This is a genomic window from Variovorax sp. IB41 (genome assembly GCF_016405905.1).
Classification (GTDB): domain Bacteria; phylum Pseudomonadota; class Gammaproteobacteria; order Burkholderiales; family Burkholderiaceae_C; genus Variovorax.
Map to the genome: position 1 here is coordinate 1 of NZ_JAEFCB010000004.1, position 12,616 is coordinate 12,616.

A 12,616-nucleotide genomic window follows, 5' to 3' on the forward strand; every position below is an offset into this window, starting at 1 on the left:
CGGTGGACAGACTCGAGATGCCGCTGGTCGCCGTGCTCAAGCCCGAAGAGGTCGAGGTGGAGAGGCTCGAAATGCTGCTGGTTGCAGTGCTCAGGCCCGACGATGTCGAGGTCGACAAACTGCTCACGCTGCTGTTGGTCGAGCTCAAGCCGGTGGACAGACTCGAGATGCCGCTGGTCGCCGTGCTCAAGCCCGAAGAGGTCGAAGTTGAGAGGCTCGAGATGCTGCTGGTCGCCGTGCTCAGGCCCGACGACGTCGAAGTCGACAGGCTGCTTACGCCGCTGTTCGTCGAGCTCAGGCCAGTCGAAAGGCTCGAAATGCCACTGGTCGCAGTGCTCAGACCCGACGAAGTCGAAGTCGACAAGCTGCTGATGCTGCTGGTAGCCGTGCTCAGGCCGGACGAGGCCGAAGTCGAGAGGCTGGAGATCCTGCTCGTCGCCGTGCTCAAACCAGTGGACGTCGAGGTCGACAGGCTGCTCACGCTGCTGTTGGTGGAGCTCAGGCCCGTCGAGAGGCTCGAGATGCCACTCGCCGCCGTGCTCAGGCCGGACGACGTCGAGGTCGACAGGCTGCTCACGCTGCTGTTTGTCGAACTCAGCCCGGTAGAAAGGCTCGAGACGCTGCTGGCCGCGGTGCTCAGGCCAGACGATGTCGAAGACGACAGGCTGCTCACGCCGCTGTTGGTCGTGCTCAGTCCCGTGGACAGGCTCGAAATGCCGCTGGACACGGAAGTCGACAGCGACGTCAGCTGGCCGAAGTTCACCGCATCGGTGGGGTTCGCGCCCGCTGCAACGTTGGTGAGGACCACCGGCGCCGCGGCGCCCACGCCGCCCAGGGTGACCTTGGTGTGGCTCGCGTCGTCGTACTGAACCGAGTTGGCCAGGCCGGTCGACAGGCTGCCGATGCCGCTCGTGGCCGTGCTCAGGCCGCTGGACAGGCTGGAGATGCCGCTGTTCGCGGAAATCAGGCCGGTGGAGAGGCTCGAGATGCCGCTCGTGGCGGTGCTCAGGCCCGACGACGTCGAGGTCGACAGGCTGCTCACGCTGCTGTTCGTCGTGCTCAAGCCGGTCGAAGTCGAGGTCGAAAGGCTCGAGATGCCGCTGGTGACCGTGCTCAGACCGCTGGAAGTCGACGCAGAAAGACTGCTCACGCTGCTGTTGGTCGAGCTCAGGCCAGTCGACAGGCTGGAGATACCACTGGTCGCGGTGCTCAGACCGGACGACGTCGAGGTCGACAGGCTGCTGATACGGCTCGTCGCGGTGCTCAGGCCGCTCGAAGTGGACGTCGACAGGCTGCTCACGCTGCTGTTCGTGGAGCTCAAACCGGTCGAGAGGCTGGAGATACCGCTGGTGGCGGTGCTAAGGCCGGACGACGTCGAGGTCGACAAGCTGCTCACGCTGCTGTTGGTCGAGCTCAAGCCCGTGGACAGGCTAGAGATACCGCTGGTGGCGGTGCTCAGGCCGCTCGAAGTGGAAGTCGACAGGCTGCTCACGCTGCTGTTCGTCGAACTCAGGCCGGTGGACAGGCTGGAGATGCCACTCGTGGCCGTGCTCAAGCCGGTAGACGTGGAAGCCGAGAGGCTGCTCACGGCGCTGTTGGTCGAGCTCAAGCCGGTAGACAAGCTGGAGATGCCGCTGGTCGCTGTGCTCAAGCCCGACGACGTCGAGGAAGACAGGCTGCTGACGCTGCTGTTGGCCGAGCTCAGACCGGTCGACAGACTGGAGATGCCACTGGTCGCCGTACTCAGGCCAGAAGAGGTCGACGAGGACAAGCTGCTGACGCCGCTGTTCGTGGAACTCAGGCCCGTTGACAGGCTGGAGATGCCGCTGGTCGCGGTGCTGAGGCCGGACGACGTGGAGGTCGACAAGCTGCTCACGGTGCTGTTCGTCGAACTCAGCCCTGTGGACAGACTCGAAACGCCGCTGGCGCTGCTGCTCAAGCCCGTCGAGAGGCTGCTGACGCTGCTGTTGGTCGAGCTCAAGCCGGTGGACAGGCTGGAGATGCCGCTGGTGGCGGTGCTCAAACCTGACGAAGTGGAGGTCGACAGGCTGCTGATACTGCTGGTCGCCGTGCTCAGGCCGGACGAAGTCGAGGTCGACAAGCTGCTCACGCTGCTGCTCGTGGAGCTCAAACCAGTGGACAGGCTCGAAATACCGCTGGTTGCCGTACTCAGGCCCGACGAGGTCGAGGTCGACAAGCTGTTGATGCGACTTGTCGCGGTGCTCAGGCCGCTCGAAGTCGAAGTCGACAGGCTACTGATGCTGCTACCGGTCGTGCTCAACCCGGAAAACAGTTGGCTTCCATTGATCGCGTCCGTGGATGTGGATGTGACGCGGCCTGCCGCCACATTGGTGATCTGGCGCTCGTTACCCGCCGAACCGACACTGACCACGCCAACTGGCGCAGAACCGGCGAAACCGCCGTATGTCACCCCGCCGACCGTTGCGCTGGCAACGCCGTTTGCTGCGGCCGTCGAAGCGCCGTCACCCAACGCTACGCTGCGTGCATTGTTCGAAACCGCACCGCGACCGATGGCAATGCCCGACGTGGCCGCAGCCACGACCGACGATTCGCCGCCAATAGCGATGGCGTCGGTTGCAGCGGCATTTGCGCCAGCCACGGCGTTACCGCCAAGGGCGATGGCTCCGGTGGCCGAAGAAGTTGCGCTGTCGCCGATCGCAACGCCGGACGTGCTGGTGGCCTTGGCCGAGTTGCCCAAGGCGACCGCCTCGGTGGCCGCTACCGTGTTGGCGCCGAGAGCGACTGCATTGGCCGCGGTGGTGTTGGCGTTTTCGCCGATCGCGACGGATGCGCCGCCGTTCGCAACTGCCAGCACACCAACCGCCACCGCGTTGGCTCCCAGAGCCTTGGCTCCGGTGTCCTCGGTCAGAGCGCCGCCGATGGCGACGCTGTTCAAGCCCGCCGCATTGCTGCTGCGGCCGATGGCGATCGCCTGCTCACCTGAAGCGACGGACCCGCCCTTGCCTGAGCCGTTGCCTCCACCGATGGCAACCGAAGACGTCCCACTGGCGTTGGCGTCGTTGCCGAGCGCAAATGCGCCGGCATTGCCGTTAGCCTTCGCCCCGGAACCAATGGCGGTTGCGCTACCGCCAGCGGCGGTGGCGCTCGCGTTGTTGCCGATGGCGATGTTGTAACCGCCACCGCCGTTGGTCGTGGCGCCGTTGCCCAAGGCGACGTCGGCCGTGTTGGAGGCGACAGCACTGTAGCCCACGGCCGTCGCACCAGTGCCGCCAGCGCTTGCCAAAGAGCCGATAGCTACAGCATTCGCGCCAGCTGCGCTCGCCCTTGTGGTCCCCGTGTTTCCCGATCCGATGGCAACGCCAGTGGCTGACGCCGTACCAACCGTCGCGTTGGTGCCTACATATGAGGCCCGCGCGCCTGGCGCAAAGCCCGCGGCCGCCACCACGAGAGCGACCGCAACCGCCACGGTCGACTTGCTGCTCCGCTTGCCCCTTGCCGAGGTGAGTTCGGAAGCTGCTACCCACGCGCCGAGCGCTTCATTCCAAATACTACGATATGACTTGTTCATTGAATTCGAGCTCGATTCACAGAGGGACTGACACAGATCGGCACCCAAACGACAGCTGCCACGGCTCGTCGCTGGGCATCAGGCGCAAAGACGCGCGTGTGCTTACAGGAATGCTGGAATGTACGCATTCGTTTACATTCTTGATGCACTGCAGCAGCGAAAACCCAAAAATTGAGGATTTAGTTCACAAAATCTCAGACTCGCCGGGCAATTCGTGAACGAGCGTTGCAACCAGACAACGGGTCCGCAGGGCGCCACCTAGAATTGCGAGCGCCCTGCCACCACTGGCTTCGCCATTCAAGGACGCTCCGATGAAGCAGCTTTTTCTCCGCCTCTTGGCCGCATTTGCATTTACCGCGAGCGCTTCGTGTGCCCTGGCCCAAGAAGGCACGTCGGCAGACGAACTGGTCCAGGCGGCCCTCACCGGCTTGCGCCAGATCGACGAAAACCGTTCCGCAGAACTGTGGGATGCCACCTCCGCCTTCGTGAAAACAAGGCTTCCGAAAGCGGAATTCGTGAGCAACATGCAACGCACCCGCCAGACCGTCGGCACCGTGGTCCGCCGCGACTGGGCCAGCGTGGTGCGCATTCGCTACCTGGACGACAGCAGTGGCGTCCCCGCCGGCCAGTACGCCAACGTCGACTTCGCCACCCGCCTGAACAACGACAAGACCGTCTTCGAAAAGGTCAGCTTCCGCCTGGAGCCCGGCGGCTGGAAACTGACCGGCTACGTCCCCCGCGAAACGCAATGACCCCCGGCGCCGGCCTGCGCATCGGCATCACCATCGGCCTCCACCACGAGGCCGAAACCCTCTGGAACAACGGCATCAAGCAAAATGCCGTGTTCCTGGCCGAAGCGCTCAAGCACTGCCCGAACGTCGCCTCGGTCGTGCTGGTCAACACCACGGCCACCCCCATCACCTCCGCCCTGCCCTGGGACCAGTCGCGCTGGCCCACGGTGACCTTCGAGGCGGCCAAGGACAGCGTCGACGTGCTCATCGAGCTCGGCGGCCAGATCGACGGCGCGCAGACTGATTACCTCAAGCAGCGCGGCGCTCGCCTCGTGTCGTACTGCTGCGGCTTCGAATACGTCCACGCGATGGAGTCGATGCTGTTCAACAAGCCCCTCTGGGGCCAGAACCTGTACGTCAACCAGCGCTACGACGACATCTGGATGGTTCCGCAGGTCGCCAACATCAGCCAGCCGTATTTCGAGGTGCTGCGCCGCACCGAGGCGCGCGCCGTGCCTTTCGTCTGGAGCCCGGTGTTCCTGGACGAACGCACCCGCGCCCTGCCCGACGCCGGCGTGTACCAGCCCCACGCCGGACCGCGGCGGCTGAGCGTGATGGAGCCGAACATCAACGTCGTGAAGTTCTGCCTCTATCCGATCCTGGTGGCCGAGCTGTCCTACCGCGCGCGGCCCGAGGCCATCGCGCTCCTGCAGGTCACCAATGCCGAGCGGATGGCCAGGGAGAACATGGAGTTCATCACGCTGATGAACCAGCTGGACCTGGTCCGCGAGCACAAGGCGGTGTTCCTCGGCCGGCACGAGACGCCCGTGTTCCTTGCGCAGAACACCGACATCGTGGTCTCCCACCAATGGGAGAACCCGCTCAACTACTTCTATCTGGAGACCTGCTGGCAGGGCTACCCGCTGGTGCACAACGCGCATCTGTGCGCGGACCTGGGCTACTACTACCAGGACAACGACGTGGCGGCGGGCAGCGCCCGGGTGCTCGAGGCCATCGACACCCACGATGCGCAGGCCGTTGCGTACCGTGATCGCCAGCGCAAGCTGATCGACCGCTACCTGCCCGGCAACGCCGCAGCCACCGAGGTCTACAACCACCTGCTGCTCGGCCTGATGCAGCGCCCTGCCCGCTGAACGAAACGGACGAAACGGAAAACCCGCCATGCTCGACCCCTCCGAACTCCGGCAGTTTTTCCCCGTGGTCGTCTCGCCCAGCCACGACGGCAAGTTCTTCCAGAACTACGTGACCTCGCTGCTGAACTTCGCCATCGAATCGGAGCGCGCCGGCATGCGCATGCAGGTGCTGTTCCACCAGGGCGAGAGCCTGGTGACGCGCGCGCGGAACAATTGCGTGGCGCAGTTCCTGGCCAATCCGCACTGGACGCACCTCTTCTGGATCGACGCCGACATCGGCTTCTCGGCGCAGGCCGCGTTCCGGCTGCTGCTGTCGGGCTACGACATCGCGGCCGGCGTCTATCCGCTCAAGCGCGACAACTGGCCCGACGAGGGCGTGGCCGCAGGCACGACGCAGCAGCAGTTCGAGGCCACCTTCACCCGCTACACGGTCAACGCCAAGGCCTCCGAGCTCACCTCGCAGGTCGAGCTCGAAGTGCAGCCCGACGGCTTCATGAAGATGACCGAGGCGCCGACCGGCTTCATGGTGATCAAGCGCGCGGTGTTCGAGCGCCTCATGGCCAGCTACCCCGACCTGAGCTACGTGCCCGACAGCATCGGCGAAGCCGACCTGGGCCTGCATTACCGCTTCTTCGACGTGATGGTCGATCCCGAGACGCGCCGCTACCTCTCGGAAGACTACGGTTTCTGCCGCCTGTGGTCGGGGCTGGGCGAATCGGTCTACATCGACGCCAACTCCAACCTGACCCACCAGGGCGCCAAGATGTACCGCGGCGATTTCGCGAGCTCGCTGCTGACCTCGCTGCCGCATGCGGTGGGCGGGCCGGCCGGCGCGGCGATGGTGCTCAAGGGCCAGGAATACCTGAAGCCGAACCTGCCGGGATAGCCAGGACAGGACAGGCGCGCAGCGCAGCGCCCAAGAAAAAGCCCCGTCGAGACGGGGCTTTTTCAATGGACTTGCCGGACGAGGATCAGGCGGCCGCCGTCTCCGCCACCTTGTAGTCGTCGATCTTGTCGAAGTTCAGGTATTGGTAGATCTGGCTGCTCGATGCATCGAGCACGCCCGTCGCGGCCATGTATTCCTCGCGCGTCGGGATGCGGCCCAGGCGCGAGCAGATCGCGGCCAGTTCGGCCGAACCCAGGTACACGTTGGTGTTCTTGCCCAGGCGGTTGGGGAAGTTGCGGGTGCTGGTCGACATCACCGTCGCGCCTTCACGCACCTGCGCCTGGTTGCCCATGCACAGCGAGCAGCCCGGCATTTCGGTGCGGGCACCGGCATTGCCGAACACGCCGTAGTGGCCTTCCTCGGTGAGTTGCTGCGCGTCCATCTTGGTCGGCGGCGCGATCCACAGCTTGACCGGGATGTCGCGCTTGCCTTCGAGCAGCTTCGATGCGGCGCGGAAGTGGCCGATGTTGGTCATGCACGACCCGATGAACACTTCGTCGATCACGGCGCCGGCCACGTCGCTCAGCGTCTTCACGTCGTCCGGATCGTTCGGGCAGGCCACGATGGGTTCGTGGATCTCGGCCAGGTCGATCTCGATGACAGCGGCGTAGTCGGCGTCGGCATCACCCTCGAGCAGCTGCGGGTCTGCAAGCCAGGCTTCCTGCGCAGCGATGCGGCGTGCCAGCGTGCGGGCATCGGCATAACCCTCGGCAATCATCCACTTCATCAGCGTGATGTTGCTGTTGATGTACTCCTGGATCGGTTCCTTGTTCAGGTGCACCGTGCAGCCGGCGGCCGAGCGTTCGGCCGAGGCGTCGCTCAGCTCGAAGGCTTGTTCCACCTTCAGGTCGGGCAGGCCCTCGATCTCCAGGATGCGGCCCGAGAAGATGTTCTTCTTGCCTTGCTTGGCCACGGTCAGCAGACCCGACTTGATGGCGTACAGCGGAATCGCGTTGACCAGGTCACGCAGCGTGACGCCCGGCTGCATCTTGCCCTTGAAGCGCACGAGCACCGATTCGGGCATGTCCAGCGGCATCACGCCGGTGGCGGCCGCAAAGGCCACGAGGCCGGAGCCCGCGGGGAAGCTGATGCCGATCGGGAAGCGGGTGTGGCTGTCGCCGCCGGTGCCCACGGTGTCGGGCGTCAGCAGGCGGTTGAGCCAGCTGTGGATCACGCCGTCGCCCGGGCGCAGCGAGACGCCGCCGCGGTTGGCCATGAAGTCGGGCAACTCGTGGTGCATCTTGACGTCGACCTTCTTCGGGTACGCGGCCGTGTGGCAGAACGACTGCATCACGAGGTCGGCCGAGAAGCCCAGGCAGGCCAGGTCCTTCAGCTCGTCGCGCGTCATCGGGCCGGTGGTGTCTTGCGAGCCGACCGAGGTCATCTTGGGTTCGCAGTAGGTGCCCGGGCGCACGCCCGTGCCTTCCGGCAGGCCGCAGGCGCGGCCGACCATCTTCTGCGCGAGCGAGTAGCCCTTCTTGGTGTCGACGGGGCTGGTCGGCAGGCGGAACAGCGTGGAGAGCGGCAGGCCCAGCGCTTCGCGCGCCTTGGCCGTGAGGCCGCGGCCGATGATCAGCGGAATGCGGCCGCCGGCGCGCACTTCGTCGAACAGCACTTCGCTCTTGACCTGGAATTCGGCGATGACCTTGCCGTCCTTGAGCGCCTTGCCTTCGTAGGGACGCAGTTCGACCACGTCGCCCATGTTCATCTGCGCCACGTCCAACTCGATGGGCAGTGCACCCGAGTCTTCCATCGTGTTGTAGAAGATCGGCGCGATCTTGCCGCCGAGGCAGACGCCGCCGAAGCGCTTGTTGGGCACGAACGGGATGTCTTCGCCCGTGAACCACAGCACCGAGTTGGTGGCGCTCTTGCGCGACGAACCCGTGCCGACCACGTCGCCAGCGTAGGCCACGAGGTGGCCGCGCGCGCGCAGGTCTTCGATGAACTTCACCGGGCCGCGCTTGCCGTCTTCTTCGGGAACGATGCCGGGGCGGGCGTTCTTGTGCATCGCGAGCGCGTGCATCGGGATGTCGGGACGCGTCGTCGCATCGGGTGCGGGCGACAGGTCGTCGGTGTTGATTTCGCCAGCCACCTTGAAGATGCTGACGGTGATGCTCTGGGGCACTTCGGGGCGGCTGGTGAACCACTCGGCATCGGCCCAGCTTTGCAGCACGCCCTTGGCGTTGGCGTTGCCCTTGTCGGCCTTTTCCTTGACGTCGTGGAACTGGTCGAACATCAACAGCGTTTTCTTCAGGCCCTCGGCCGCGACGGCGCCGACTTCGGCGTCGTCCAGCAGGTCGATCATCGGGCTGATGTTGTAGCCGCCGAGCATGGTGCCGAGCAGTTCGGTGGCACGGGCGCGCGAGAGAAACGCGCTCTTCTCGGTGCCATGCGCCACGGCTGCGAGGTAGCTCGCCTTGACCTTGGCCGCATCGTCCACGCCGGCGGGGACGCGATAGGTGAGCAGGTCCAGCAGGAAGGCGCCGTCTTTTTCGTTCGCGCTCTTCAGGAGCTCGATCGCTTCAGAGGTCTGCTTGGCGCTCAGGGGCAGCGGCGGGATACCGAGCGCGGCGCGTTCGGCAACATGGTCAACGTAGGCTTGCAACATCTTCTTTTCTCCGGAAACGGGACTGGCGGGCATGCAGCGCGGCAAGCAAGAGCCGCGCCGCATCCCTGGTGGGGGCTCTTACTTCTTGGCCGGGTCGGCGCCTTCGAAAAGGCTCTTCGGCGGGTTCTTCTTCATTTCTTCGGCAAAGGCGACCTGGGCGGCCGTCTGGCATTCGTCGGCGATGCGCAGGCCCGCCTTCTGGTTCATCAGCATGGACTTGTTGCCCAACTGGAGCCACATGGCGCCGGCACGCGGATCTTCCAGGCGGATGGCACCGGTGCGGCTCTCGACCGGGTGCATGCGGTACTTCAGGCCCTTGGTGGTCACGTTGAAGAAGCCGGGCTTCTTCTCGTCTTCGGTCACGGTCACGTCGGCGCCGAGTTCGCACTGGGCCTTGCCGGTGGAGACGCGCTTGGCGACTTCCAGGTCGGCGTCGGTCAGCACGACGTTGGTGTCGTCGGCGATCGGCGTGACTTCCTCGACAGCCTTGGCGGCCTTGCGGGTGACCTGGCGCTTGGGCGGCGCTTTCTTGGTGGCGGCGGGCTTCGCAGCGGCCGGCTTGGCGGGCGCCGCGGTCTGTGCCATGGCACCGAACGGCAGAGCCAGTGCCAGTGCGGCGATCAGGGCAATTTTCTTCATGTGTGGGTTTCCTTGAGGCTGGGTTCGAAGGTTTCGTTTCAGGAGGCCGCGAGTGCAAACCAGGCTTTCGCCTCGGGAGGCAACGCGCGCCCTGTTGCGTGGGCGCGCGTCAGAACCTGCCAAAAGTGGCGGTAGCTCGCGCGGTCGTGCAATGTGCCATCAATTTGTGTCGGCGCCCAATCCGCGTCCGCGGCTTTTGCAATGATTTGTGTAGCAATCTGGATTTGTGCCTCATCGGGCGCAAACGCTTCCAGGATGGGGCGGATCTGGTTCGGGTGGATGCTCCACATGCGCGTGTAGCCGAATTCGGTGGCGGCCTTGCGGGCCGCGACGCGCATCGCATCGGTGTCGTTGAACTCGGTCACCACGCAGTGCGAGGGCACCTTGCCGTAGGCGTGCGCCGCCGAGGCGATGGCCAGCTTGGCGCGCACCACCAGCGGATGCGTGAACTGCCCGGCCGCGCCCATGCCGTCGGCGGGAATGGCGCCGGCATGCGCCGAGACGAAATCCATCAGGCCGAAGCTGAGCGACTGCACGCGCGGATGCGCGGCGATTTCAAACGCGTTGTGCACTGCCAGGGGCGATTCGATCAGCACGTGCAGCGGCAGTGCATCGGCATCGGCCGCCTCGAGCGCGGCAACGGCCTGCAGCACATCGGCCACCGATTCGACCTTGGGCACCATGAGGTGGCTCAGGCGATCGCCCGCACGACCGGCGATGGTGATCACATCGCCCGCGAATGCGGGGTGATCGACCGGATGCACGCGCACGCCGACGCGCATGCCCGGCCTGGCCGCCAGCGCCAATTCGGTAACGAGTGCGGCATGCTCCGCCTCGCCGCCCACCGGGGCGCCGTCTTCGCAATCGAGGGTGACGTCGAACACGCAGGCGCCGAACTCCTCGGCCATCTCGGCCTGGAGCGCGAGGCTCTTCTTCATGCGCGCTTCGACGCCGCTGTAGTGGTCGCACACGGGCAGCGTCACCGCGCCGGCCTGCGCGCCGAGCAGCACTTCACCCGGATGGACGGCCTGGGTCATGCTTTTTTCTGCGCCACGATGAACATGCGCGGGAACGCGAGCAGCCGCTTGCCGTCGGTGCGCGCCGGATAGGCCTCGTCCACGCGGCGTTCGTATTCGGCGAGATAGCTCGCCTGCAGGTCGGGCGGCAGGCGGTCGACGAAGGGCTTCAGCCCCGTGCCGCGCACCCATTCGACGATGGAAGCCGCGTCGGCCATGCGGTGCTGGTAGATCGTGTGCCAGACATCGACGTTGGCGGCATGCGGCGCCAAGAGGTCGTAATAGCCGTCCAGCGGCAGCAGCTGGGTGCGCAGCCGGTCGGCATCGCCGATGGGCTCGGCCCAGGGCGCTTCGGCAGCGAGCGCGCGCATCAGGCGGTGCGTGGGCTCCTGGCGGTTGTCGGGCATCTGGACGGCGAGCACGCCGCCCGGGGCCAGCGCGTCGAACAGGCGCGGGATCAGCGTTTCGTGATCGGGCACCCATTGCAAGGACGCGTTGGCGTAGATGAGATCGGGCGCTTTGTCTTGCGGCGCCCAGGTCGCGATGTCGCTCAGCTCGAAGCGCGCGCCGGGCAGGCGCTCGCGCGCGCTGACCAGCATGGCTTCGGAGTTGTCGGTTCCGAGGGCCTGCGCCTTCGGGAACCGGTTGACCAGCAGCTCGGTGGAGTTGCCCGGCCCGCAACCGAGGTCGACCACGCGGTCGGCTTCGGCCAATGGCACCCGCGCCAGGAGCTCCTGCGCGGGTCGTGTGCGCTCGTCCTCGTAGCGACGATAGAGCGCGGGGTTCCAGTCGAGCATGCTGCGAGTTGCTTACAGCAGGTGGGCGACGCCGGCGCGTTCGCCTTCGAGCTCTTCGAGGGTCTTGTTGATGCGTTCCTGGCTGAATGCATCGATTTCCAGGCCTTCGACCAGCTTGTACTCGCCGTTTTCGCAGGTGACCGGGAAGCCGAACATCACGTCCTTCGGAATGCCGTACTGGCCGTCCGAGGGGATGCCCATCGTGACCCACTTGCCGTTGGTGCCCAGGGCCCAGTCGCGCATGTGGTCGATGGCGGCGTTGGCGGCCGAGGCGGCCGACGACAGGCCGCGCGCTTCGATGATCGCCGCGCCGCGCTTGCCCACGGTCGGAAGGAACGTGTTGGCGTTCCATTCCTGGTCATTGATCATCTTGGCGACGCTTTCGCCGTTGATGGTGGCGAAGCGGTAGTCGGCGTACATCGTGGGCGAGTGGTTGCCCCAGACGGTGAGCTTCTCGATGTCGGCCACGGCCTTGCCGGTCTTGGCGGCGATCTGGCTGGCGGCGCGGTTGTGGTCCAGGCGCAGCATGGCGGTGAAGTTCTTGCGCGGCAGGTCGGGCGCGCTCTTCATGGCGATGTACGCGTTGGTGTTGGCCGGGTTGCCGACCACCAGCACCTTGACGTTGCGACTGGCGACGGCATTGAGGGCCTTGCCTTGCGCGGTGAAGATCGCGCCGTTGACGGCCAGCAGCTCGGCGCGTTCCATGCCGGGGCCGCGGGGGCGCGAGCCGACTAGGAGGGCGTAGTCCGCATCCTTGAAGGCGGTCATCGGGTCGCCGTGGGCTTCCATGCCGGCCAGGAGCGGGAACGCGCAGTCGTCCAGCTCCATCATCACGCCCTTGAGCGCCTTCTGGGCTTTCTCGTCGGGGATTTCGAGCAGTTGCAGGATGACCGGCTGGTCCTTGCCGAGCATTTCGCCGGATGCGATACGGAACAACAGGGCGTAACCGATTTGACCGGCGGCACCGGTGACGGCAACGCGGACGGGCTTTTTGCTCATGGGAAGACTCCAGAAGGTGATGAAACGGTGTCGGCGCTCTCGTGGGGCGCCAAGGTCCGACGGGGGAAACAGCGTCCCGCGGCGCGAGACCGGCCCGCATTTTAAGCCGATTCAATGAGCCTCGTCTTATGTCTTATATAAGATATCCTCGGGGGCACCGCCACGGCGCACCCCAC

8 protein-coding genes and 2 pseudogenes are annotated in these 12,616 nt (G+C 65.5%); 3 read left to right on the plus strand and 7 right to left on the minus strand.

Going from position 1 to position 12,616, the window contains the following annotated elements:
• Positions 1–3,448 (minus strand): annotated as a pseudogene (locus JC881_RS32800) (ESPR-type extended signal peptide-containing protein); the annotation flags it as partial.
• A 15-nt stretch (positions 3,449–3,463) separates the two neighbouring features.
• A pseudogene (locus JC881_RS32805) lies at positions 3,464–3,550 on the minus strand (ESPR domain-containing protein); the annotation flags it as partial.
• A gap of 311 nt (positions 3,551–3,861) precedes the next feature.
• Here JC881_RS32805 and JC881_RS10360 point away from each other — a divergent pair.
• From JC881_RS10360 to JC881_RS10370, 3 genes are read left to right on the plus strand one after another with little or no spacing between them, the layout of a single operon-like run.
• Complete coding sequence (locus JC881_RS10360; protein ID WP_198785640.1) at positions 3,862–4,302, plus strand: DUF4019 domain-containing protein; 441 nt, start codon at positions 3,862–3,864, stop codon at positions 4,300–4,302.
• Positions 4,299–5,435 (plus strand): DUF2827 domain-containing protein, encoded by a 1,137-nt coding sequence (locus tag JC881_RS10365; RefSeq protein ID WP_198785641.1) that lies wholly within the window; start codon positions 4,299–4,301, stop codon positions 5,433–5,435. The genes JC881_RS10360 and JC881_RS10365 overlap by 4 nt, the downstream gene beginning before the upstream one ends.
• A gap of 28 nt (positions 5,436–5,463) precedes the next feature.
• Positions 5,464–6,321, plus strand: a complete 858-nt coding sequence (locus tag JC881_RS10370) for a hypothetical protein (protein WP_198785642.1) — start codon at positions 5,464–5,466, stop codon at positions 6,319–6,321.
• Positions 6,322–6,406: 85 nt separating this feature from the next.
• Here JC881_RS10370 and JC881_RS10375 read toward each other — a convergent pair whose 3' ends face one another.
• The 5 genes from JC881_RS10375 to JC881_RS10395 form a co-directional block, all read right to left on the minus strand.
• Positions 6,407–8,989 carry a bifunctional aconitate hydratase 2/2-methylisocitrate dehydratase gene (locus JC881_RS10375; protein WP_198785643.1) on the minus strand — a complete coding sequence of 861 codons (2,583 nt, stop codon included), beginning with the start codon at positions 8,987–8,989 and terminating at the stop codon, positions 6,407–6,409.
• 78 nt (positions 8,990–9,067) lie between these two features.
• Positions 9,068–9,628, minus strand: a complete 561-nt coding sequence (locus JC881_RS10380; protein WP_198785644.1) for a hypothetical protein — start codon at positions 9,626–9,628, stop codon at positions 9,068–9,070.
• Between the two features lie 38 nt (positions 9,629–9,666).
• Positions 9,667–10,665, minus strand: coding sequence for an HpcH/HpaI aldolase/citrate lyase family protein (locus tag JC881_RS10385; protein ID WP_198785645.1), 999 nt, complete (start codon positions 10,663–10,665; stop codon positions 9,667–9,669).
• The gene (gene tam / locus JC881_RS10390; RefSeq protein ID WP_198785646.1) at positions 10,662–11,441 is read right to left on the minus strand and encodes a trans-aconitate 2-methyltransferase; all 780 of its coding nucleotides are present in this window, start codon (positions 11,439–11,441) and stop codon (positions 10,662–10,664) included. The genes JC881_RS10385 and tam overlap by 4 nt, the downstream gene beginning before the upstream one ends.
• A 12-nt stretch (positions 11,442–11,453) precedes the next feature.
• On the minus strand, positions 11,454–12,440 hold the full coding sequence (locus JC881_RS10395) for a malate dehydrogenase (protein WP_042578072.1): 987 nt from the start codon (positions 12,438–12,440) through the stop codon (positions 11,454–11,456).
• Positions 12,441–12,616: the final 176 nt, after the last annotated feature.

Excerpts from the sequence above, each read along its gene's own strand:
- JC881_RS10360 (WP_198785640.1), top strand. The coding sequence starts at position 3,862 with ATGAAGCAGCTTTTTCTCCGCCTCTTGGCCGCATTTGCATTTACCGCG.
- JC881_RS10365 (WP_198785641.1), top strand. The coding sequence starts at position 4,299 with ATGACCCCCGGCGCCGGCCTGCGCATCGGCATCACCATCGGCCTCCAC.
- JC881_RS10370 (WP_198785642.1), top strand. The coding sequence starts at position 5,464 with ATGCTCGACCCCTCCGAACTCCGGCAGTTTTTCCCCGTGGTCGTCTCG.
- JC881_RS10375 (WP_198785643.1), bottom strand. The coding sequence starts at position 8,989 with ATGTTGCAAGCCTACGTTGACCATGTTGCCGAACGCGCCGCGCTCGGT.
- JC881_RS10380 (WP_198785644.1), bottom strand. The coding sequence starts at position 9,628 with ATGAAGAAAATTGCCCTGATCGCCGCACTGGCACTGGCTCTGCCGTTC.
- JC881_RS10385 (WP_198785645.1), bottom strand. The coding sequence starts at position 10,665 with ATGACCCAGGCCGTCCATCCGGGTGAAGTGCTGCTCGGCGCGCAGGCC.
- tam (WP_198785646.1), bottom strand. The coding sequence starts at position 11,441 with ATGCTCGACTGGAACCCCGCGCTCTATCGTCGCTACGAGGACGAGCGC.
- JC881_RS10395 (WP_042578072.1), bottom strand. The coding sequence starts at position 12,440 with ATGAGCAAAAAGCCCGTCCGCGTTGCCGTCACCGGTGCCGCCGGTCAA.